Annotated in this window: 17 protein-coding genes and 3 pseudogenes; 11 read left to right on the top strand and 9 right to left on the bottom strand. The window is 41.9% G+C overall.

What is annotated here, in order from left to right; translation table 11 throughout:
- Positions 1-25 precede the first annotated feature (25 nt).
- Positions 26-1,234, bottom strand: coding sequence for an IS4-like element IS10A family transposase (locus FJD32_RS22680; RefSeq protein WP_088585542.1), 1,209 nt, complete (start codon positions 1,232-1,234; stop codon positions 26-28).
- Between the two features lie 108 nt (positions 1,235-1,342).
- Between FJD32_RS22680 and FJD32_RS22675 the strand changes: the two are divergent.
- Both FJD32_RS22675 and FJD32_RS22670 read left to right on the top strand, forming a co-directional pair.
- Positions 1,343-2,123: pseudogene (locus FJD32_RS22675) on the top strand (group II intron maturase-specific domain-containing protein); the annotation flags it as partial.
- Between the two features lie 285 nt (positions 2,124-2,408).
- Positions 2,409-2,612: a hypothetical protein gene (locus FJD32_RS22670; RefSeq protein WP_069453471.1), complete on the top strand. Its 204-nt coding sequence runs from the start codon at positions 2,409-2,411 to the stop codon at positions 2,610-2,612.
- A gap of 134 nt (positions 2,613-2,746) precedes the next feature.
- On the opposite strand, the gene FJD32_RS22665 is transcribed toward FJD32_RS22670, so the two are convergent.
- A complete protein-coding gene (locus FJD32_RS22665) occupies positions 2,747-3,136 on the bottom strand; it encodes an H-NS family nucleoid-associated regulatory protein (RefSeq protein WP_069453470.1) in 390 nt (129 codons plus the stop codon).
- Between the two features lie 630 nt (positions 3,137-3,766).
- Positions 3,767-4,162, bottom strand: coding sequence for a helix-turn-helix domain-containing protein (locus FJD32_RS22660; protein WP_140906971.1), 396 nt, complete (start codon positions 4,160-4,162; stop codon positions 3,767-3,769).
- Positions 4,163-4,310: 148 nt separating this feature from the next.
- Between FJD32_RS22660 and FJD32_RS22655 the strand changes: the two genes are divergently transcribed.
- The 7 genes and pseudogenes from FJD32_RS22655 to FJD32_RS22625 all read left to right on the top strand — a co-directional run bounded on the left by FJD32_RS22655 (position 4,311) and on the right by FJD32_RS22625 (position 8,460).
- Complete coding sequence (locus tag FJD32_RS22655) at positions 4,311-4,931, top strand: glutathione S-transferase family protein (RefSeq protein WP_014611602.1); 621 nt, start codon at positions 4,311-4,313, stop codon at positions 4,929-4,931.
- 37 nt (positions 4,932-4,968) lie between these two features.
- Positions 4,969-5,088, top strand: a pseudogene (locus FJD32_RS22650) (IS5/IS1182 family transposase); the annotation flags it as partial.
- Positions 5,089-5,455: 367 nt separating this feature from the next.
- Positions 5,456-5,848, top strand: coding sequence for a SirB2 family protein (locus FJD32_RS22645; RefSeq protein WP_140906972.1), 393 nt, complete (start codon positions 5,456-5,458; stop codon positions 5,846-5,848).
- A 28-nt stretch (positions 5,849-5,876) separates the two neighbouring features.
- Positions 5,877-6,668, top strand: coding sequence for a cytochrome c biogenesis protein CcsA (ccsA, locus tag FJD32_RS22640; protein WP_014611600.1), 792 nt, complete (start codon positions 5,877-5,879; stop codon positions 6,666-6,668).
- A gap of 118 nt (positions 6,669-6,786) precedes the next feature.
- Positions 6,787-7,533, top strand: coding sequence for a heme ABC transporter permease (locus tag FJD32_RS22635; RefSeq protein ID WP_014611599.1), 747 nt, complete (start codon positions 6,787-6,789; stop codon positions 7,531-7,533).
- Positions 7,533-7,727: a heme exporter protein CcmD gene (gene ccmD / locus FJD32_RS22630; protein ID WP_140906973.1), complete on the top strand. Its 195-nt coding sequence runs from the start codon at positions 7,533-7,535 to the stop codon at positions 7,725-7,727. The genes FJD32_RS22635 and ccmD overlap by 1 nt, the downstream gene beginning before the upstream one ends.
- A 493-nt stretch (positions 7,728-8,220) precedes the next feature.
- Positions 8,221-8,460 (top strand): helix-turn-helix domain-containing protein, encoded by a 240-nt coding sequence (locus FJD32_RS22625; protein ID WP_140906974.1) that lies wholly within the window; start codon positions 8,221-8,223, stop codon positions 8,458-8,460.
- 388 nt (positions 8,461-8,848) lie between these two features.
- Here FJD32_RS22625 and FJD32_RS22620 read toward each other — a convergent pair whose 3' ends face one another.
- From FJD32_RS22620 to FJD32_RS22595, 6 genes and pseudogenes are all read right to left on the bottom strand, one after another.
- Positions 8,849-12,103 carry a type I restriction endonuclease subunit R gene (locus FJD32_RS22620; protein WP_140906975.1) on the bottom strand — a complete coding sequence of 1,085 codons (3,255 nt, stop codon included), beginning with the start codon at positions 12,101-12,103 and terminating at the stop codon, positions 8,849-8,851.
- 17 nt (positions 12,104-12,120) lie between these two features.
- Entirely contained in the window at positions 12,121-13,056 is a 936-nt protein-coding gene (locus tag FJD32_RS22615) for an HrgA protein (protein WP_102137202.1), read from the bottom strand.
- Between the two features lie 60 nt (positions 13,057-13,116).
- Positions 13,117-14,538, bottom strand: coding sequence for a tetratricopeptide repeat protein (locus FJD32_RS22610; RefSeq protein WP_140906976.1), 1,422 nt, complete (start codon positions 14,536-14,538; stop codon positions 13,117-13,119).
- Positions 14,535-17,474 (bottom strand): AAA family ATPase, encoded by a 2,940-nt coding sequence (locus FJD32_RS22605; RefSeq protein WP_140906977.1) that lies wholly within the window; start codon positions 17,472-17,474, stop codon positions 14,535-14,537. The genes FJD32_RS22610 and FJD32_RS22605 overlap by 4 nt, the downstream gene beginning before the upstream one ends.
- Positions 17,475-17,479: 5 nt before the next feature.
- On the bottom strand, positions 17,480-18,784 hold the full coding sequence (locus tag FJD32_RS22600; protein WP_140906978.1) for a restriction endonuclease subunit S: 1,305 nt from the start codon (positions 18,782-18,784) through the stop codon (positions 17,480-17,482).
- Positions 18,774-20,473: pseudogene (locus tag FJD32_RS22595) on the bottom strand (class I SAM-dependent DNA methyltransferase). The gene FJD32_RS22600 and the pseudogene FJD32_RS22595 overlap by 11 nt, the downstream one beginning before the upstream one ends.
- A gap of 109 nt (positions 20,474-20,582) precedes the next feature.
- On the opposite strand from FJD32_RS22595, the gene FJD32_RS22590 reads away from it, so the two are divergent.
- Entirely contained in the window at positions 20,583-21,179 is a 597-nt protein-coding gene (locus FJD32_RS22590; RefSeq protein ID WP_140906979.1) for a tyrosine-type recombinase/integrase, read from the top strand.
- A gap of 436 nt (positions 21,180-21,615) precedes the next feature.
- A complete protein-coding gene (locus tag FJD32_RS22585; RefSeq protein ID WP_140906980.1) occupies positions 21,616-23,823 on the top strand; it encodes an SEC-C metal-binding domain-containing protein in 2,208 nt (735 codons plus the stop codon).
- Positions 23,824-24,235: the final 412 nt, after the last annotated feature.

Genomic DNA, 24,235 nt, shown 5'->3' with positions numbered 1-24,235 from the left:
CACCACAAGGCGCTGAAGGATCCCCTCATAAATCAGCCATAGCATAGCCATATTTGAGCAACTGATTGGCGAATAATACCCAGGCCGCCAGCAATTCTTTCTCCGTGATTTGATAATCAGGCCGCCTGAGTACCTCCAATCCCAAGCGAATCGTTGAGAGTACCGTTCGATGCCCAATGGTATTGGCCTGAAAATGCTTATCCCAGCCCTGTTGCTGTGCGTGTAAACCAACTAGCCACAACAGGCATTGAACCATCAACGCTATCAGTAGGATGATGTCGAATCGCTCTGGACTATTGGTACGACTTTGGCGTAAGCCAAAGCCGTATGCCGGGCTTTTGAGGTCACGAAAGGTTTCCTCTATTTGCATACGTTTGGCGTACAGGTTTACCAGCTGCTTTGGGCTCCGAGATTCTGGTGGTAAATTGCTGGCTAACACCCAAGGCTCTTTCGCCGATGTTGAGTACGTTTTTGCCGATGGATGGTGGCAATTAGTCCTCGTTGAACGCTGATTTGTACGCCCCTTAGGTTTGCTACGATAAAGCGTGAGATGGCAATTGATAGGGTTAGTTTTGGTCAAGGTCTTACAACCCAGGCTCTTCGCTTGACCGTTGGCCAAGTCATGTGTACTGCGAACTGCACGCCAATTTTCAGCGCCAATATCTGCAAATTGAACTGTACCGCGAATACGGCTTAGCCAAAACCAACCATGCGCCTCAACCTCTTTGTACCAAGGCACTTTGAACCCCGCGTCAGTCACGATGAGAGGGGTAACATGCAAAGGTAAAATCTTGGCTAAGTCCGCTAAAAAACCGTTGTGGGAGGCCTTAGAGCATTGTTCTGATAGGGGATAGGACTTCTCATACAGGGTAATAGAGCGGCCATTGAAGGCTATTGAGGCGCGCAGAGCCATGATGCGTTTATGCTCTCGGATGTCTGACCAATCGACGAGCACAATCGGCATAGGGTTACCAGAACAGATGAGGCTGGCATGCCATTGGTAGACAGCTAACCGTTCTTGATGCAGATGCGTGTTGCCGAGCAAACGATCAATGCGCTTGATGTTGTGCTTGGTTCGGGCCGTGGTTGGTAAATTTCGACCTAACTCAGTCAAGGTCAGTGTCTTACATTCAATCAGCGCCTTAGAGGCCAGCATCAAGCTGTTTAATCGTTTTAGGTGAAGTTCTGGGCAGTATTGGTGTAAAGAATGTAGTAGGATATTGGCTTCGCGCATCTTGTTGTCCAAGTGTAGTTTTTGGCGAAACCATTTGATCATGCAACAAGATGCGCTTCCACCCTAATTTGATGATTTATTTGTAAATCATCAGGGGATTCTTCAGCACAAGGCGGGGTCATATCTCCAACCTTGATGCTAATGACTCTTGCAGGGCTTGAGCAACGCATAAAGTCCACCGTACTCAAAAAGGGGGGCGAGAGCCAACTTTATTGGATACGCCGATGATTTCGTCGTCACTTGCGCCTCAAAGGAAGTGCTGGAGAACGATATCAAACCGTTGATTGCTGACTTCTTAGCGGAAAGAGGCTTAACACTCTCCGAAGAGAAAACGCATATTACTCACATCAGCCGTGGTTTTGACTTCCTAGGTTTTAACCATAGGAAATACAAAGGAAAGCTGCTCATTAAACCGAGCAAATCCAACACGTTGATGCTCCTGAGTAACTTGCGCGAACTCATCAAGAAGCACGCAACCATACCCGTTAACGATCTAGTCAAGTTGATAAATCCGAAACTCAGGGGCTGGTCGAATTACTATCGACACTGCGTCGCGAAACAGGTGTTCGGATATGTAAGCCACAAGCTATTCCATGCGTTATGGCACTGGGCCAAAAGGAGTCATCCAACCAAATCTCAAACTTGGATAGCCCTTAAATACTTCGTCAATCGAAAAGGCCAGTGGCAATTTCACGGTTGGCAGAAGCTCTTGGGTATGGATTGCCAGTTCAATCTCTTCCAAATAGCCAAAGTGCCTATCGAGAGACATGTGAAAATCCGAAGTTCAGCAACACCATTTGCCCCTGAATACCAAGAATACTTGGCGAAGAGAAAGTCCAAAAGGCTAGCTCGCAACTCTTGGAACGAACCTGCTCTGACTGCTTTATAAGTTGCTGGGTATCAAACGATGCTTTTGTGGAGGCTTGAGCCGTATGCAGTGAAAGTTGCACGTACGGTTCTTAGGGAGACGGCACTTGGTAACAAGTGTCGTCCACCCGACAAAAGCTAGTCGAGGGCAGCGAGAAGATTAGCTTGCCGTATTTTCTAATATTTGCAGCTACTCCAAAAGAGATATTTTAGCCGAAAAAATCTTTCTTATGTTGCTCTGAATTTACAAACGCATTACATTTGAATCATAATGATCGTTCTCTCAACTCTGCGATGGAGATACGTTATGAAGACGCTATCGATTATCTGTCCGCAGGATGCGCCTGTCTGTATGGATGCTTTGCTCGATTACATTAACACTTGGCATGATGAATTTTACGTCAAGGAAGCAGGTCAATTGGAAATCAAAGTTGACGAAGAAATACTTGATAGTGAAAGATTTATCCTCCGTAAACATTTCCCTTGGGTTACAGTAGACATTCTTAATTAACCGTTGGCAAATATTGTAACATAGGCAATTTTTGGTAGATTACGCGGGCTGCTATCGCGTACTTGAACCAGTTCTGCAACGCTAAATGAGGCAGAACAAACTTTCATTAGTCTGTTCTGCTATAGGCGGGGAATTTAGATCAAAAAGTCTTCGATTGAACGGCCATTTTCAATTTGTTGTTTGAAAACTGTTGGCATTCTACCTTGCCCTGTCCAAGTGACAGTTTCATCTTCAACTACGATTGAATATTTAGCTGGACGTGGTGCTCTTGTGCTTTTTACTTTAGCAGTAACACCGCCAAGATCATCAAGTGATAAACCAGCTGACTCAATCATCTTCTGAAGTTCTGCAATTTTCGCGATACGTTCAGCATTTGCTTCAGCTTCAGCTTTCGCTTCTTCTTCTCTTTCCGCAACGATCTTGCCTATCTTTTCGTATACATCTTTTAGTTCAGCAACAGATAACTCTTTAACAGAAGCTTTTAAACGACGAGCATGAGTTAAAATCTCTAAAAATTCAGACATTGTATTTCCCCAATAAATTTGTATTGCAGCAATATAGCTGATTTTCAGTTTGTAATGAATAAATAAAGAGTTTCAATTTTAATATGTATTAAAGTGCAGTTTTCGCGAGTTATAGTGCTTAAACGATGTGTTTTGCGCATTATCGTGACAAACTTATGCAAAACTCAACTTATGCAGCACAATATGCATAAATAATCATGTATCTATCAATCTTTAATGTTTCACTCTTAATCATAAAAACAGAAATTAGAGCAAAGTATTACTTAACAGCTTTAAATCTTTAGCGTTCCAAAATAGCCATGAGTACAGTCTAAACTTTTTACTAAAGGGCCAAATTCAGTGTACTACTACAGGTATGCATGGAATAATCATTTTGCACATGGATATGGGGATTGGAATTCCTCAGTCGTTAACATGCAGTTAGGTTAATAAGAAACGTCTCTAAATAACAACTGCCAATCAGGTAGACATTTCAGGTAAAGATCGAATGCCTACCACCTCTAGTGCAAAGATTATCTTTGAAATGAATACCTTTTGTAATCAAGAGACTAGCAATATCAACAAGCCATTGCCCTGTCATCCCCTTTTTAGCCCATCAAACTCCGATATCACGTATAAAAATCATACAGATCAAACACTTTGTATTTTGGCAAAGGTGCTGATAATTGTTGCCCTATCCATATTGAGTATCGGAATGACGTCAGTCGGGATTGCTTTTGCATGGTAATCACTGCTAAAAACCACCAGTTCGATAAGGGTGGGGACTAATTTAAAGGCCAATTCTGTCGGTGTGTAAATAAATTGCTTGGCGTTGGATGGGTCTTTCTGTTTTTTTAAAAAACCATTGTTTTCTAAGCTTTTCAAGCGATCAGCAAGAATGTTAGTAGAGATATTCTCTTTGGCGGCTTTAAAGTCCTTAAAATATTGAGCACCACAGAAAACCGCATCTCTAATAACTAACAGTGACCATTTATCCCCTAAGAGGTCTAGTGCCAAGCTAATAGGGCACACAGAACGATGTTTCATAGCTGTGACTTCGTTGCGATAGACGATGCAGGAAATGCTACCTTCATCACTTTCTTAACGCAAGTAATCTGGATAATAACCAGTCAATCACTTGCATAATGCAAGTAAAAGTTAATAACTTATCATCGTGGATTAGCGAGGGAATTTTATGATAACGATTCATCATTTAGGCGTTTCACAATCAGACCGTATCGTGTGGTTGATGGAGGAACTCGGCCTGCCTTACAACATCAAGTTTTATCAGCGTAAAGTAGAAGACAACACCGCGCCAGATGAATACTTAGCGCTTCATCCTGCTGCCACATCACCTATCATCGAAGATGGTGAACTGACGCTGTGTGAGTCGAATGCAATTGTCGAATATCTTTGCCACAAATATGGTAACGGTCGTTTGGTAATCCCTCATACCGATGAAAACTATGCTGATTACCTGTATTGGATGCAATTTAACAGTAATACCTTGACAGTATTTATGGCTGAGTTGGCTCTTAAGGAGTCGGAGACTCTCAATAGTGCTGTGCAAAAAATTTTGTTGAGGCGACGTGAAGGCTACTATCAACACATCAATAATCACTTGAGTAAAAACCAATATTTAGCTGGAAACAGCTTTAGTTGCGCCGATATTATGTCGGTATTTGCGCTGACAACGCTGCCATTGTTTGGTGGTAGAACGGTTGACGATTTGCCACATGTGAAACGCTATTTAGCCGATATTTGCGCTAGACCTGCTTATATCAAGGCGATGAAAATCGCATGGCCTAACATTTAGTAAGGTCGCCCAATCATTGGTGATGGTTTAGGGAAAAGTCGGTGGACGCTTGAGTATGAGAACTTACAATGCCCAAGTAAGTGAAACTTACGCCATGCTCAAAGCGTTGAACGCGCTAACAGGGTTAGGTATGCCTGAAACTCAATATGTTGTTTGATATTTGTTCATATTGGAGAGCTTTATTTGCCGATCTAAATGAGGAAACAAAGCCCCAATATGGTTTCACTGGTGTTTACGTTAATGTGGTTATCGATGTATTGCTGAGCAACATTTGAATAGCAAAGATCAACAGACCCTAGTAATCCTGCAGCAAGAATGAGAATGCTTGCTGCCGTAGATCAGATTATCCACCTAGCTGAAGTGAGCGACGTCTCACAGCAAATTAAATTGCTAGCAATATAATAGCCTAAAATCTAATTGTGCGTTATTGCTGTATTCTGTCCGTCAGTGATGTGAGGTTAAGCGGCCGACGACACCATGTCATCATCCACTGAAAAATTGATAGATAAACAAGGATAAGAGAAATGGTTTTCTATTACACCCTGATAAAAAATCTACACATTATGTTGGCCTTAGTCAGCGTGGCGCTGTTTACCTATCGTTGGTTGCGTTCATTTTGTGCAAGTGCAGGAATGCAGTCTAAGTTTTTGAAAGTATTACCCCATCTTAACGATACCTTACTGCTGTTGACGGGTGTCGTACTGATAGCAATATTAAAAATGAATGTAGTCGAACAGAGTTGGTTAATAGCTAAATTAATAGCTTTAGTGGTTTACATTGGCCTTGGCGTGTTGGCGATTAAGTGCCAACACCGAGGTCAAAAACTACTTGCGGGGATCGCTGCATTATTGGTGTTCGGCTACATTGTCGGCGCGTCAATGTCGCATGCTGCATGGTTTTGCCCATTTTTAATTTAATGGCAGTTGGCTGATAGGATTGCACACTATGCTTGGTTGTTTCGTTTTGACAATGATTTTTTATGTAATTGCACTGATAGTCGTGTCAAGACGGCTATTTCGCGTTGGTGGTCCTAATCGTCCCCTTGCCACTGCTGCGGGAGCTATAGCGGTGGTGTTACACGCTGTGGTGTTGTCCCAGGCGATATTTACCCCTGAAGGACAAAATTTTAGTGTGAGTAATGTGTTTTCATTAGTGAATTGGTTAATTGCACTCACGTTTACTGTGCTAATTTTTCGATTGAAAGTGATGGTAGTGGCGACTGTGGTGTATGGCTGCGCTATCGTTTCTGTGGGCTTGATGTGGCTCATTCCTTCATCTTATATTGGCCATTTTAACGCGCACCCTGCTGTGCTGGCACATGTGATTTTATCTTTGATGGCCTTTAGTACCTTAATGATAGCGGCGCTGTATGCGATACAATTATGGGTCATCTTGAATAAATTGAAGACCAAACAACTAATCAAAACGCCATCGATGCCACCTTTACTGACGTTAGAGAAGCAGCTTTATCAGTTAGTGATCATGGGCTTTATCTTGCTGAGCTTGTCGATCGGCACAGGCTTTATTTCTCTCAATAACATCTTTGTCGGCGGCATGGGCCATAAAATGGTGTTGTCTATTTTAGCGTGGTTGGTGTATGTGGTTATGTTGTGGCAGCAGTATTCTAAAGGCTGCAAAATTCGTACAGCAGTGATTTATACCATAAGCGGGGCAGGGTTGATATTCCTCGCTTACTTTGCGGCGCGAATCGTTAATGAATTAATTCTTATTGGTTAATTGTTGACTGTTCCGGATTGATTTGAGTAGACACTTGTTGAGTTGCTAGCTTAAGCAGAACGTTTTATTTATCCAGCGCCAATGATACTTGGCGTATTTTTCACAGTGAGTAGTGATTATGTTGAAATGGCTTCATCCTTACGCCGAGCCTGAGCGTGCGTATCAAGTAGCTGTAAAGTTACAGTTTTGGTTTATCGGCCTTGCACTGGCGTTAGTCGCCGTAGGTACCACATGGGGATTGATATTTGCACCCACCGATTATCAACAAGGTGACAGTTACCGTATTATTTTTGTGCATGTCCCTTCAGCCTCAATGTCGATGGTGGCATATATGGGCATGGCTTGCGCAGCATTTATTGGCTTAGTATGGAAAGTTAAAGTGGCTGATTGGGCCGTAGCGTCAATTGCGCCCGTCGGTGCGGTTTTAACCTTGATAGCCCTTGTAACAGGCGCAACTTGGGGTAAACCTATGTGGGGAACATGGTGGGTGTGGGATGCTCGTTTAACTTCGGAATTAGTCTTACTGTTCCTGTATCTTGGGGTGATTTCGTTATATGCCTCATTTGAAGATAAGGTATTAGCCGCTCGGGCTGCGGGGATTTTGGCAATAGTGGGCGTAATAAACATTCCTATTATCAAATATTCTGTCGATTGGTGGAGTTCATTACATCAGCCTTCGACGATTAAGATTACTGAAAAATCGGCGATGCCATCTGAAATGCTTATTCCCTTATTGCTAAATATCTTTGGCTTTGGGGTATTAATTATCGCTATTTCAACCATTAGATTTAAAGCGGAAGTGCTGGCGCGAAATAGTATGCGTCCGTGGGTACGTGAACTAGCGAAAGCTCAAGGAATAAAATAATGCAATTTGAATCATTTAGTGAATTTTTGAATATGGGCGGCTACGGCTTTTATGTGTGGTTTGCATATAGCGTCACATTTTTTTGTCTTGGCACGTTAGTGATAGTGAGCGCTAAAGGTCAAGCTAATGTACTGACAAAAATAGCCGTTAAGATAGCGCGTGAAGAACGCCTAAAAGAAACTCGAGAGATTTAATCATTAATTTCAAATGTGAAAAATGACTCACATTTACAGTGATGGTCTTCAGAATAGTGGCCGCTTGTACTTCATTGTTGCTCGATGTGCTTACTCGAACTTGGATCTGTTTTATACCCCCGAGTGAGAAGATTCACTGCAAAACGATACTTGCGCTAAGCCTGAAGTTGGATTTTCCGTTTTAAAACATTGATTTACAGTTTCGCGTTATCAATTAGTCTCGTCAGAAACTTGTGAACCCACTGTCCAAGGTTTATGGGCTATGTATATTGATATCGTTTCAGTTAAATCGATTTCTTACTGCACCAACAAGGCTATTGACCACAGAGTTTTTGAAATTATTAGAATAGTAATATTCATTGGTTAGTAATAGAGAGTTTTATGGCATTTGAGCAATCATTTTTATCTAGTTTTACGGTTAAATACTGGGTGCAAGAAATAATATACAAAATTTTTTAAATGTAACGCCTTACTTAAGAGTATCATTGTAACAATGAAAATCAATACTAATTTTGATATTGGTAATAAACTGAGAATTGCTAGGGTAAATAAAGGGTTATCATTGGATAACGTCGCGGGGAAAATAGGTTTAAGTAAGGTTTTACTTTGGGAAATTGAAAATAGAAGTGTTGAAAACTTGGATGTACAAGTACTTCATGTCATTTTTAAAGAATTAGATATCACTTGCGATGATGCCTTGGGGAACTGTATTCGAGATGCTGATTTTCTTTAATGATTACATTTTCTAGTAACATAACGCAGAAAATTTTGCATGTTAATAACTGTTAAAGTGCATTTTTCGCGTGTTTTAGCGCTTAATCAACGTGTTTTGTGCATGATCGTAACAGATTCATGCAAAACTAAGTTTATGCAGCACAATATGCATAAATAGTCACATATCTATCAGTCTTTAATGTTTCACTCTTAATCAGCAAAGAAAACGCAATAGTATGGCTAAAGAGTAAGTAACTCGCTTTTGGACAGAAATTACTTAGATCATTAGCTCTAATTTATTCCATTTTGATTACTATTTTTGACCGAAAAGAGCGGCTCGTTGATTTTTAATCAAATGAAAAGTGCATAGATATTCAAAAGGCAAGGTATAAACCTTGCCTTTGTTATTACTTATACCAGCCGTCAGCTAGAACCTCTGCTTGTTCTAACACAAGCTTGATGGCTTCCTCTGCGGCATCAGGTGGATATTTCCATCGACGCAGCAGTCGGCGTACTAGGTTACGCATACGAGCGCGAACGCTTTCGCGCTTTTGCCAGTCAACCGTTGCAGATTTACGAAGTTGCTGAGTAAGTTCAATCGCTAAGTTGCGTAAATCATCGTTGCCAAGCTTCCGAACTGAGGACTCGTTTTCAACCAAAGCACGGTAGAACGCCACCTCATCCACAGAAAGGTTGAGCTTATCTACCATCTCCGCATCTTCTTGCATCTCTTTTGCCCATTGAATTAGCTCTTCAATGACCTGAGCTGTTTCGATGCTACGGTTGTGGTACTTGTTTAATGTCGTCAAAATGCGGTCTGAGTATTTTTTCTCTTGCACCACATCGTTCTTCATCCGAGCTTTGACTTCATCACGCAGCAGCTTCTCAAGCAGCTCAACAGCAAGGTTCTTTTCTTTCATGTTCTTAACGTCTTCTAAGAACTCTTCAGAAAGCAAACCGATGTTAGGCTTATCTAAACCAACCATTGAGAAAATATCATCAACACCATCAGCGATCACAGCATTGTCGAGGATCTGCTTCAAAGCCGTATTGCGCTCTTCATCCGTACGCTTTTTATCAACGGTAGAGTGCTTCATAAACGCGGCTTTAATCGCAGAGTAGAAGGCAATTTCGTTCTTGTAACCACGCGTTTCATCCATGGTATTACACAATGAATACGCTTTACCTAACGCAGCCATCACATCGAGGAATCGACGTTTGCCATCGCGTACTTCTTTGCCTTTGCTATCTGTGTGTGACAAACCTGATAGATGGTTTACCGCACCGGGCAGTAAACGCAGCGCATCAGTTTCAAAGTCAGGACGATAGTTAAAAACCTTGCCATCAACTGGAGTCGCAAACATGCCACGAACGATATCAACCTTTTCCATCAGTACCGAAAAGGCTTCAGCAGTATCGACGGTTGGTTGCCCTTTACCTTGGCTATTGGTGTAGGTTTTGAGTGCGTTTTTAAGCTCATTAGCAATGCCGATATAGTCAACCACCAGACCGCCCGGTTTGTCTTTAAAAACGCGGTTTACGCGTGCGATAGCCTGCATCAGGTTGTGACCTTTCATTGGCTTATCGACATACATGGTATGGCAACACGGCGCATCAAAGCCTGTTAGCCACATATCACGAACAATCACCAATTGAAGTTCATCTTGAGTATCTTTATATCGCGCCTCAAAGAGCTTCTTGGTTTTCTTATCATGAATGTGCGGCTGCATCTTAGGTTTATCAGATGCGCTTCCTGTCATGACTATCTTGATAGCCCCTTTAGCAGGGTCATCGTTGTGCCACTCTGGCTTGATAGCAACAATCGCATTGTAGAGATCGACACAGATTTCACGACTCATCGCCACAATCATGGCTTTGCCGGGAAACGTTTCGGTACGCGTGGTAAAGTGATTCACTAAGTCCTGAGCTACTTGTTGGATACGTGACTCAGCACCGACGAGCTTTTCAAGCGTTGCCCATTGAGATTTGATTTTCTCACGGCTCGCAGTCTCTTCATCCTCACCGATCTCATCTTCGATTTGGTCATTAAGCTGCTCGATTTCAGCTTGGTTGATATCAAGCTTGGCTAAGCGAGACTCATAGTAGATTGGCACCGTAGCACCATCATCGACCGCATCTTGAATATCATAGATAGAAACGTACTCACCAAATACGCCACGAGTGTCTTTGTCGTCCATGGCAATGGGTGTTCCCGTAAAGCCAATGAACGATGCATTTGGCAGCGCATCACGCATGTATTTGGAGTAACCATAAACAAACTTTTGTGAGATGACATTGCCATTAGCGTCTTTAACGTCCACTAACTTTGATTTGTTACCGTACTGACTGCGGTGCGCTTCATCCGATACCACAACGATGTTGGCACGCGTTGATAACACTGGGTGCTCTGTTTCTTCAGCAAGTAGGGCAAATTTTTGAATGGTGGTAAAGATGATGCCGCCAGATTGACGAGAGAGCAGCAGCTCACGCAGCTTATCACGCCCGTCCGCTTGCGATGGCACTTGTTTAAGCGTTTCATGCGCCATACCAAAGGTATTAAAAAGCTGACCATCAAGATCATTACGGTCTGTCACCACCACAATCGTTGGGTTGTTCATCGCAGGCTGTTGCAATAGTTTGCTTGCGTAGCAAACCATAGAGATACTTTTACCACTGCCTTGCGTATGCCAAACCACACCCGCTTTACCACTTCCGGGCTTGATTTTATCTAAGCCTTTTGTCGCTTGAACTTGGTATTGCCCCATGCTTTCAGCGACTAAAGGCAGTTCGCCATCGGCCTGTTTCGCTCGCACTGTGGCTTCGACTGCTGCTCGCACGGCATGGAACTGGTGGTAACCAGCAATTTTCTTGATGACAGTGTCGTTGTCAGTTTCAAACAAGACAAAGTAACGAATGTAATCAAGCAGTAAATCAGGCTTGAAGAAACCCTTAACCATGGTTTCAAGCTGATAATCCCAGAGCGGTTTATCGTCTTCACCAGAAACAGTTTTCCATGGTAAAAAACGTTCTTTGTTTGCGGTGAGAGAGCCAACACGCGCCGTCCAACCATCACTCACCACCAAAGATTCGTTGAAAACAAACAGATCAGGAATTTCATCTTTGTAGGTTTGCAGTTGGTTGTAAGCATGCCAAATGTCCGCATGTTCGTCGGCTGGGTTTTTCAGCTCGATAACCGCAATCGGCAAACCATTAATGAACACCACTACATCAGGGCGACGGTTGCCTTTTTTTCCTGTAATGGTGAACTGATTCACCACCAGAAACTCGTTGTTATCTGGATTGGTAAAATCCATTAAGCGTGCGTGGGTGTGCTTGGTTTTCGTTTCCCCGTCTTCATACACGGTGTATTCAACAGGTACACCTTCAATCAGGTATTTGTGGAAAGCGCGGTTGCTTTTAATCAGTACTGGCGTGTCTGGCGTACTTACCGTATTCACCACCACATCCAAGCTCTCTTGTGGTAGTTCAGGGTTTAATACCTCTAAACGCTCAAGCAAGCGCTGCTTCAGCACGACTTGGTGGTAATCATCACGCTCTGGTGAATCGCCATCAGGGGCGATGTCGTAGCCATTTTTGTATAGATAACCTTGGTCTGTAAACCAGTCAAGGCAGAGCTGCTCTAGTTGGTCTTCTGTGATCATGACCACTCTCTTCCTTATTATTTATTCCAAGCACTATGAATCAAACGACCTGTTTGGTTGTAGATCCCAACCTGTTCGATGTAGTGATGAAAATCGCTATTCTCCGCGACAATTCTATTAGCCGACTGCCAATCTACGTTATTGCGTTCTTGGGCTGGTATAAGTATTTGGCTATCAAAAAGTGACTCGGTGTCGAGAATAAGCACGCCAATACCATGTAGGCTGGATAGCATTTGGAGTTCTGCTTCAACGTCACTGTTTAAGCCTGTTGCAACCAAGTAACCAAAGTTTGCCCAGCTAGAATTTGAAACCGCTTGGAAGAAGTATTTGCGCACGTTACCTTTCGTCAGGTGCTTTTTAACTTCAAACGACCATAAACGAACCGAGCTATGATTGCCGCTACGTACACAACTGCGCACAATTTCATCCCAGCCTTGGTCGAGAGGCTCAAGAGCCACTACATCAGGGTGCAACCAATGGTTCCCGCCATTCCCATGTGAGTTTTTCGACTTTCGTTCATCAATGCGCTGGCAATACAGCCCAAGGTCTTTATTCAAAAATTCGATTAATAATGGATATAAATCATGTTCACTGAAGTTTTGAACAGCGAGAGGCGTATTCACTTCTGGAACATCGGTATCTTCACTATCTGTCGACAATTCGACCGTGTCCAGTTCAGGATTCGCATTCCAAAAATAAATACGAGGTCTCGGTTTATCCCTTGTTGCCACATTAGGACACACTTTTTTTGCGGCAGCTGTGCGCTCACCACCGATTTCGGCCGCAAGTTGTGCGATTAACTTTTCAGTGGTGTCATATCTTGGATTGGTTTGCTTTTCTGCCATCTCGACTGGATAGCGTTCAATGAACACTTTGGCTAAATCCCGAGCAGTAAATTTTTGCTCAGGATGCGCCTTAAGCGTTTCTATAATCATTTCTACTCGGGTTGCCATTAGATAGCCTCAACCAATTCTTCGCTTGTTCCTAACTCGATTTCGCCGGAAAGCGACTTATCATTCATTAAAATTTAGTTCCGTTAACTTAATAGCTTTCCAGTTGTGGCGACCTTTAGATTTGTCCCAACTCATGATACGAAGTGCTCTTACTTTCGATTCATTTTTTACATTACCAATAACAAAGGGAGGAACAAAAGTATCCTCAACAAATCCGAAACCTTTAGGGGCTATTCGAAGCGTACCCTCTACATACGAAACATCAATCATTTCTATTTGCTTGGATGATGAGGAAGCCACTACTTCTTTGTTTCCATCAACACTCGCTACAGATAGCTCAACATAGTCACCAGCCTGAGGTTTCTGCTTACCTTTATGAACCCCCATGCGAACTGATAGTGATGTCGACTTATTCACGAATACTTGAAAGCCTTTACCGGATTTATGGATATTTTCTACGATAGCAACAACTTTCTCCATCGGTCCATGCAAGTAATTTAAAGCGTCGTGAGAAATAGAGTTTAAAAAAGGACTCAGTTGCTTTTCATCGACACCAGAATCATACCAAGACTGCATAGATAGCTGTTCTAGCTCTTGCTTTAGCTTCCACCCATGGGTTTGATAAACTGCAATAGCCGTTTTTAGGCACATTGAAGCCTCAGCTTGCTGTTGATTTGCAAGCAATAAAGGAATAATTCCCTGTAATAAGCGCAAACTAAAAGTAACGTCATGTGCAGATAATATTCCCCTAGCAAAAAACTTCATTGCTAAACGCTTATCTTGTTTTGAATAAGTAGCGGCCAACGCTCCCCAAGCCCATGACTCTTTTTGCTTCTTTCTTAAAATGGGTAGAATGAGTTCGCGAGCCTGATCATATTGGCCCGCAACGACAAGGCACTTCGCTTGGTCGTAATCAAGCCACATCATATGTTTAGTGTCAGAGGCTTGATCGCGTGTTTGGTTAATAAATGCCATCACTTGGTTAAGATCTAAATGCCAATACTCTCGTGCTCTAAGCCATGCACTCGCCACTCGACGTGCTGTTGAGAGCATCAAACTTGGCACTTCACCTTTTTCAGCTTGAAAAGGTGTTTTATCCTCATCATCAAACAGTACAGTTTGATGTCGAAGCACAAGGTGAATCAAGGTTGGAAACCATTCCAAACTCTTCTTAAACTGAACTAGCAGCATTTTGTACTCTAGGCCGCCAGTAGCAATATCTAAATTTACTATGGTTTGCAGCAAATTCTCTATTTGCTCAAATTCAAAATCAGTAGGACGGTAGTTGTTTGAAGAACTTGCTCGCTTATTTAGATTTTCAAGCTGGATCTTGAGAAACTCATAACACACCCAAAATAAAGCACCTTTCAAGTAAGTATCTTGGGGAGCTGCCTGCAACGCATCAAAACCAAACTTCCAAGCACCTTGCAGGTCTCCGCTCTTTCTCAAATTATTTACTGTACGATTAGCTGGATCATTCATAGAAGCACACCTATTTGACATAGGATTTCGTCAATGAGTCTAGTGGAATTACCAAGCTGAGGCATAGGTTGGACTTTGCCAAATTGGCTAGACTTATTGTACCAAAACTCAATCACCGCCAACTCATTGCCTTTCACAAAAGCATATCGTTCACAAAATGAACGAGATTCAATTTTGCTTACATCAACCCCAGTATTCTTGATTTTTTCTAATACATTTAGATAAAACTCTTCTAAGAATGGCTCTGAAAAATGGAACTGAGTACCTTTCGTCGGCTCAGGGACATCAAGTAAACTCCCCTCCAATTGACCAAGCAAAGACATGAGTTCAACACTAAACCCACCTTGATTAGTGCTCTTTACGCCAGACACTTTCCAGTTACCCTTGTAGCTAAAACTTATCGAAGCCTGCTCGTTTCCTCGCTGCAAGATGTAACGCTCTTGATAATTATAGTGAAGGACGTCAGCTATAGTGATTCCTGTACCTTCAATACACGCAATGACCAGTTGGTATAACTTCCTAAGTTGAAGGATGTCAGTCTGCAAATCAAACTTCACTTGGGTTACTGGGTTCGTTGCTTCCTTGTTTGATTGTACAACTCCGACACCTTGCGAAACAGAAGTGTCAGAGACTACTACTTTGGGTTTATATACACCCACTAATTCTGGGTCATCTAATAGACCTATTTGAGGTGGATTCATTACATACAGGGTGTCAGAAGTTCTCGTTATAGCAGTGTATAACCAGCGGAAGTAATCTTTAGTTAAGGCTTTTTGGTGTGTTTGACACTGTAAAAAAACCGTTTTCCATTCGCTACCCTGTGCTTTGTGTCCAGTAATGGAATAACCAAACTTAATTTTAAAAGCATTGAAATAAGGGTCTTGCAATAATGCGATTCTAAGCTTTTGTTCATTACCTTTACGTCTGAGTTCTGGGTGTCGATTTAAAAAGTGAACATAGAGTGCTTTATGCTCATCTGACGATAAAGCAGGTTGATCATTGTAAAGCAGGTTTTCAATAACTTTTGCTTCAAAGTAGAATGGATGACCATAGTCATCGCGAAAACCTAACACGACATCCCTAAAACTCAGGTCTACTTTTCGTTTGACCATTTCACCAGTATCACCTTTGACGCTAATGACAACACTAATTGACTCAGCATGAGGAGATAATACTTCCTTGATCATGCCAAATTCACCATTGGTAATGCATGCGTCTGCCCGATAATGGTTTGCCACAGAAATGACTTTATCTCCGGCGACCATTTGTTGCTGCCCTGTAAAGAAGTGCTCGCGAACTAAACGGTTATACTCCGCTACCTGTCGGTTTGAAGAAGCGATAATAATACTTTCACCCGTACGACTGACTTTTCTATCGCATGAATCGAGATAAGTATTAAGAAGATTATCCGAGGATAACTTAAACACATCGTTGTTATTTACTTCGAATTGAAGTTTATTGAAGATATTTTGTTCTAGGCCATCGCGTAAGATGGCTGCATTGCTCAAAACACCACTATCGCCTTTTTGACGAACGACTTCAGTTAAATACCCTGAAGCCACAGCGACTTGATAGTTTTCTTCAAGGTAACTGGCATCTAGCGCAGGTGAGGTATTCATACCTACAGGTGGCAACTGTGCATTATCACCAATAAAAATAACCTTCTTATTATGATCGTTGTGGTCAATATTTATGTACTTGAGCAAGTCTTTTAATAAATATCCGCTTCCAAAACGAAAAAACTCACTATCGGAGTATCTATCAGAAACCATTGATGCTTCATCAATTATATAAACAGCTTCCGCTGTATCTACGTTGACTTTATGGTCAGCATAACATCGATAAGTCTCAGACCCTTCAACACCGTCAACTTTGTACTCTTTCACGTTATCGTAATTGTATATAACGCGGTGAATAGTACTGGCAGGTTGCATTGTTTTGTCTGATATAACTTTTGCAGCTTTCCCCGTGGGGGCCATAATAGTGAATTCACGACCAATTTTTTCTAGGTACTGAGTAATTCCTTTAGTTATGAATGTCTTACCTGTACCTGCGTAACCATTAAGTAAAAATACGTTTTGTTTGGTATCGGTAAGAAACTCATTAATTTGCTTAACTATTTGGTTTTGACCTTTAGTTAAACTTACGCCCTCAAAGCAATCAAATATATCAATATTTCGGCGGGTCTCCTCCATGTCAAGATCAAAGCTTGAAGCAGATGAAATACTCGCTTGTTTGAACTCTTCACGCACGCTGTAACTAAAGAAAGCTTGCTGTGATGCGACTAGCTCCCTTTGTTTCTGTTCAAGCTCGATCTGTAGTAGGGCTTGTTCTTTTTTGACATTGGAAAGTATGTCATTTCTTTCGTCTAGTTGAGCAATTAACTCATTAGTACGCTGTTGATATTTATCCTGACTTTCAGTAAGTTGGATCTTTAATTCAGCTTCTCGTTTATGAAGTTCTTGACGCTGTCGCTCTAACTCGGCTTCTAAGCGAAGTGTATGATCAATAGGTTTTGCCGGATCAACAAACTCTGGAGGAGTGATAGGCTGATTGAGAATCACTTGAGCATACCAACGTGCTACTAGGTAAGCTTCTTTAATTAACCAGAGTGTTTCATTAAGGGAAATGTCGTCTGAACCATTGTTAGAGTGTGCAGCTTTGTTGCCTTTATGCCGCAATACATCTAATTTAGCCCATATTCTCTTATCACTGACTACATCTTTAAATTCGTAGCTGCGCAGACGATTATATAAGTCATCACGATCAGGTGGTGTTAGCGATAAACGTGAATAAATATCCCCAACAATCAATTCGGTAAAACACCTAAGTTTCACTAATACTACCTGCTTATCGTCGTGGCAATACAGTTCTGCACTTTTACCAAATTGAGCGAGTTCAGGGTTAATGTCGGTTAGAAAATTAAAATTGCTCATAACTCTTAGCCAATCTCTCCAACTTTAACTTTGGGGTCGCTTAATTTAACATCTCCGGAAAGCAATTTAGGAAGCAGTGTGTCACGTAGTGCTGCCAAGTCTTCATTTTGAAGCCGATTCTGGTGTGCTTTTCTCAGCATTGGCCCTGTAAGTTCCCAAAACTTCTTCGCAATGTCTTCGGTTGGAATAGCACATTGAGTATCTGCAACTACCGCTGGTTTGATTGCAGGATAAGCACCTCCGTCAGCAAGACGAGCATACTCATCGATAGAATCATCGTTTGTGGTTGCCAAATAAACAAACGACGTCCAATAAGACTTTTTAGGAGATAAAACAGCGAAACCTGTACTACCTGTAAGTGGTTTTTCTGTATCACCGATGAATGCATAAGATCTATTTCCGGGGCGAACGGTGCCGACAATTGTGTCGCCACTATTTAAAATTCGTCTAGCTCGCGATGGTGATTCTTCAAAATCGTAGGTAGTAACTGACTCAATCACGCCATTTTTCGTATTCGCCAAATCAACGTAATGCACTTGCTCTGGAGAATTTTTCTTTGTCCAAGACTTAGCATTAAGTTTGGCGATATCGGCGATTGAACCTTGAGTCCAACCGTTGGGAATTCCGGTTTCGCTATCTAGCTTATCGGGGAATAGCGAGGCAGTAGCTTCATCCATCCCCTCCGGTTGTTCGCCGTTCATCTTAGCTTTTACGGGGTCGAAATCGACAAACCATGATTTGAAGATGGCCTGCGCCATTTCTTCTAGGGTTTGGTTGGTTTGAGTGTTTAACTGGATTTTATAATCTAACGAACTGAGTATCTGAGATATTTTACGTTGGACGTTCAAACTAGGAACTGGAATATGCAATCCTTTAACAGTCGGAATATTTGTGTATCCCTGAACTGAGCCCGCATTGTGATTAGCATGATTATCCCTAAACTTTTTGCTACTCACGACATAATATAGATATTCAGAATCAAGCTGCTTGGGATCAGGTCTTAATATTCCAATCGAGCTTGAAAAACCAAAATGGTCTGACTCTTTGTAGCGATACGTATTTCCAAAAGAGCCGATTATGCCAAAAAGTACATCACCAGCTTGAGGGCGACGAGTGGCCTTACTCTCTTTAGAAAAGAGTTTTTCAAATGACTCTTCAGAAATAAAATCTAACTTGTCTAATTTAAGTATACCTTCACCAATATTTTTAGATGTGAGGTAAGGGATGCCCGATTCCACTCTTTGGACTTTACTATGAGCCCCATCACCAACAGAACAGACCTCACCAAGAGTTTTGATCTCAAAGCTCATAACCTAACCCCGCCAAGTTCTTTTTGATTTCGGCTTCTAACTTGGCTGACTCAGTAAATTGTTCACTCAGTTTTTCCGTTAACGTTGCCATCTTTTCGCCAAATGGAACTCCGTCATCTAACTCTTCAGCCGCGCCAACATAACGCCCCGGAGTGAGCACAAAATCGTGTTTCTTAATCTCTTCTAACGTTGCTGATTTACAGAAGCCTGCTTGGTCTTCGTAAGCGACACCATTTATTTCCGCACCCGTTTTCCATGCATGGTAAAGGTCAGCGACTTTCTGGATATCATCTTGGGTAAAGTCTCGAAGCACACGGTCTTTCATGTAACCAAGGTTACGCGCATCAATAAACAGCACTTCGCCTTTGCGATCACGCAGCTTACGACCTGATTTATCAGTACGAGCCTTTTTGTTTTTGGTTAAGAACCAGATACAAGCAGGGATTTGGGTGTTGGTAAACAGTTGTCCCGGAAGCGCAACCATACACTCGACCAAATCGTTCTCGACTAAGGCCGCACGAATTTCACCTTCGTTGTTAGTAGTTGAACTCATCGAACCATTGGCAAGTAACAACGCTTGAGAACCATCAGGTGCAAGGTGGTAAAGCATATGCTGCATCCAAGCAAAGTTAGCGTTACCTGAAGGAGGTGTGCCATATACCCAGCGCGGATCATTCTCATCGACACCTGTATTCCACTCTTTCATGTTGAAAGGTGGGTTAGCCATGATGAAGTCAGCTCGTAAGTCAGGGTGTTGGTCGTTGGTATAGGTACTAGCTGGCTCCTTACCAAAATCATAATCCAAGCCACGGATTGCCATGTTCATCGCAGCAAGCTGCCATGTGGTGTAGTTGTATTCCTGACCGTAAATCGAGATTCTTTGTTTTTGCGTGAGCGGGTCAATCTCTTTTTGGTTGGCACGGCGCTCAATAAACTTCTCTGATTGCACGAAGAAACCGCCCGAACCGCAGGGTCATACACACGGCCTTCAAACGGCTCAATCATCTCAACAATCAGCGAAACAATTGATGCAGGCGTGTAGAACTGGCCGCCTTTCTTACCTTCAGCAAGCGCAAATTGGCCTAAGAAATATTCGTAAATATGACCAAGAATATCTTTGCTATTAAGCGACTTATGATTGAATGGAATGGTCGCGATTAGGTTAATCAGCTCATTAAGTTTTGCCTGATCAATTTTTAGCGATGCGTAGTGCTTGTTGAGAACACCTTTTAGTTTCTGGTTGTCGCGCTCAATCCCTTCCAATGCATTATCAATCAGATGCCCAACAGAAGTGATTTTCTTCGTCTTACCATCAATGACCAAATCGGCACCGCCAATGACCATCGGGCCATTGTCTTGCAGGAACTTCCAACGAGATTCAGTAGGCAACCAAAACACGTTTTTCTCTTTGTAGTAATCGCGCTGTTCTAGCTCAATCGCGATTTCTTGCTCAAGTTCTTCAGCCGTGTAACCTTCTGGGTCGAGGAAATACTCGTGGTCAGGGGTGGCAAAATCTTGTTTTAGCTCTTCTTGGCGCAGCATAAAAGCGTCAGACACGTATTTAACGAAAATTAAGCCAAGCACCGCATGTTTGTATTGTGAGGCATCGAGTGACGCACGGAGTTTGTCTGCGGCTGTCCAGAGCTTGCTTTCCAGCTCTTTCAGGAATAGTTGTTCTTGTTCGTTCATTACGGGTTTCTTGAGTTCGAAAAATTGGCCTTATGATACCAGTAACTACGCAAATTTCCTTGAGTTCTGCCTTACTTAACAGTGATTTTTATGAAGTAAGGAGCACATTATGGCTGCTTGGAATAAAGGAAAAAGAGTTGGGCAGAAGAAAGCGTTCAAATTGGAAGACATTTGGCGCATCCGCATTCGATTGGAGCTTGAGGAACGGTTATTTGAATTAGCGCTGTTTAACCTCGCCATTGATAGCAAACTCAGAGCCTGTGACTTACGGAACCTGAAAGTACAAGATGTCAGCCGCAGTGGCTGCGTTATGTCACGAGCGATTGTGAAGCAACAGAAAACCCATCAAGAAGTGCACTTCGAGATCACGCCTAAGACTCAGCAAACCTTATCTCAATGGATAATCCTGAATGCTCTGGCACCAACCGACTACGTGTTCCCAAGCCCACGCCGTGAAGGGCAACCAATCTCTTACCATTACTACACGACTATGGTTAACCGATGGGTAACGGATATCGGTTTAGATAAAACTCAATACGGCACGCATTCGCTACGTCGCACCAAGGCTTCTTTGATCTACGCCAAAACCAAGAACTTACGCGCTATCCAGTTACTTCTTGGACATGCTAAGTTAGAAAGTACTATTGAATACCTTGGTGTTGAGATTGAAGATGCGCTGAGGATTTCGGAGAGTTGTGAGACGTGAGGAGTTAAGTGCTTACGAAAAAGCACTTAACTCAAACGCTTATGAAATCGAAAATACGACGTCTTTCTTTTGAGAAGCTTTCGACGATTTAGTTGAAGACACAATCGTTGCGCCTACCTGTTTATGATCAGGTTTTGATGGGTTAAATAACCTTCTCCATTCCCGCAACTGAGCAGTGTCACAAGAGACAACGTTTTTCTTACTCATGTTCAAGACCTATCGTTGATTGGGTCAAACACACTACGGCGCTTGTATCCCTGAGTGGGCTTAAACACTGTGACGTAAAACAAATCTGAACAGAAACGAATTTGTATCATGGCTGTAATACCGTGGCTATTGATTAAAATAACTAATGAAAAACAAGGCCTTCTTCTAATTGATATGCTTCAGTATGTGTTAAATTGGGTATAAGTAACCACACACATCGCGGAACGCTATGAGAACTGAGCAAGAAATTTTTGATGAACTAGAGGTAATTGCTGCCCAAGAAGGTTTCTGGGAAGTTATAGCTTTTTTCTGTTGGAAAGACACTTTTATTCATTTTTCTGGTGAAAAGTTGGACGCTGAAGCCTTCGCACAGGCGTTTGATAGAACTCGCTTATCCAGAACTGAGCTTTCAACACTCATTGGTTTAGCGTGTAAAAGCGGATTCAGCGATAAGCAATTGAGTTTAGATGAATTAAATGAAAGAGCGGAACATGTCTGGCATCTTCTTGATGAATTACATCATAGTTTTTATCCACCACTAGACTTTGCTACCTTGTCCGAAAAATTTGGTTCCAAGGATGGTGATGGTATTCCTAATGTTGGTGAGTTCATGCGAGAACTAGCCCCAAATAGTGATAAAAATCACTTTATGAGAGAAGCTATTTTTTACGGAGGGGATGGGGTTTTTAAACATCAATATAGAGATTTAGCCAAGCGTAGATATTCTCTTGATGAGGATTGGATTGAGGCAAACAAAGGGTTCAAAATCTCTCAAGCAGTTGATGTTATTTCTGCTATAGAACAAATTCAACTAGAAAAAGCCAATCAGTTAGCCTCTTCAGCAAAAAGCTGGCCATTGCCATACCACCTACCTATGTTTATTTTTACTATCTCTGAAGTTGTAACACGAAGTGGTTTAGGCGAAGAGGTTATCGAGGCTGTGATCGCAGCTTTATCAGCCAAGCCCGAAGAAGGAATGAAATGCTTTAAATCTGTGGATGATTTTAATCATAAGAATGCGTTTCCTATAATAAAAATTGGTGAAGACACCTTCGTCAGTTTTCAAGCATACAGTTTATGGGAAGCTCTTTATGAAAGCCCATTCTTTTGGTTTAACGAAGACAAAGCTTACAAGTCTATTGCAAGCAAACACAGAGGTGCTTTTACTGAGGATTTTACCGCTGAACGCCTAGCATTAGTATTTGGCGAAGAGAACGTTTTAACCAATATCGATATCTTTGATGGTAAAGACAAAGCTGGCGAAATTGACGTTTTAGTCACATTTGGTCGTTTCGCGATAGTAGTGCAAGCCAAGTCCAAGAAGCTCACGATTGAAGCTCGTAAAGGTAATAGTCAGCAGCTTGAAGACGATTTTAAGAAAGCGATTCAAGACGCTTATGACCAAGCTGGCTTGTGTAGCAAACTGTTGCAAAAAGAAGGTTATATTTTCAAAGACGAATCTGGCAAAGAAGTTAATATTCAATCAGATTTCAAGACGATATTTCCTGTTTGTATCGTATCAGACCACTTCCCAGCTCTTGCTGCGCAAGCGCGACACTTTCTAAAATATCAAACAACCAATGTAATAAAACATCCTTATGTAATGGATGTGTTTTTAGTAGATATGATTACGGAAATGCTACCATCTCCCCTCTGGGTTCTCGATTACCTTCTTAAACGGAGTGACTATGGTGATTCAATCCTTTCTAATCATGAACTAGTAATTCTTTCAACTTACATCAAGCAAAACTTATATTTTGAGGAAGAACCGACACTAGTTATGCTTGACGATGATATTTCCACAGATCTTGAATTAGCCATGTTAGCCAGAAGAGATGGTCATGATGGCCCAAAAACTCCCGAAGGTTTTCTCACATTTCCTAGAAAGTCTCATGTTGGAAGGATTATCGATGATATTGAGTTTTCGGCAGATTATTGTCTTCAGAAGCTAGGATTACACCTTCTATCTATGAGTGGTAATAGTATCGATCTACTCAATGAAGCAATTTCAAAGATGATTGCTCAATTTAAAAAAGATCATCATCACCATGATATATCTCTTCCCTTGTTAGAGGAAAAAACTGGTTTAACTGTCCATTGTAATGAAGATGACAATGATACTGCCTATAAGAGACTAGTTACACATTGTGAGAAGCGAAAATACACATGCAAAGCAGAATCTTGGGTTGGATGTTGTTTTAGCCCAACTAAAGATAAATTTCGATTTGCTTCATACCACGAAGGCAAATGGAGCCAGTCAGATGAAATGGATAGGTTAGTTGCGGATCTAAAGCCTATTTCACCAGAGCATCACATAGAAGATGTAAGAAAAATTTCCTTTGGTAAGCAGCCGCAGATAGAAGGTAGAAAAGTTGGAAGAAATGAACCTTGCCCATGCGGCAGTGGTAAGAAATATAAACGATGCTGTATACCATAATTCTGATTTAGTGGTAAAAATCCAGTCGTTTGTGAGCCTCGCATTCATCGCGAGGCTTATTCGTATTAGAATTGCTTATTGATTAAAAGGCTATTTGCATTCTAGGGTTGGAATTGCCTTTTTTAAATTCAATTCTTATTTCTAATACCTAGTGCTTGGTTGGTTGGATTTATCGAACTAAGTGTATGTTTCTTGCAGCTATGGTCTGGTTGGTTTGAGTGCTTTTTTTCTAAAAATTGCTTGTGATATTATCTAATCTAATGAGTGAGTGGCATTGAGCCACCCTAGCTTAGCTTTCACGTGTATTTTTGAGGGACTTGTTGAACAAATAGTTGAACGTTCTCGGTACGCGTTGATCAGATCGTCGAGTCAAGCCGATTGTCAATGGCCATTAACACCGATACCGTACACC

Source organism: Shewanella sp. LC6 (genome assembly GCF_006385735.2).
GTDB classification, from domain to species: Bacteria; Pseudomonadota; Gammaproteobacteria; order Enterobacterales; family Shewanellaceae; genus Shewanella; species Shewanella xiamenensis.
The sequence above is the reverse complement of the archived record's forward strand: the minus strand, read 5'-3'. Positions and strand labels throughout refer to the sequence as shown.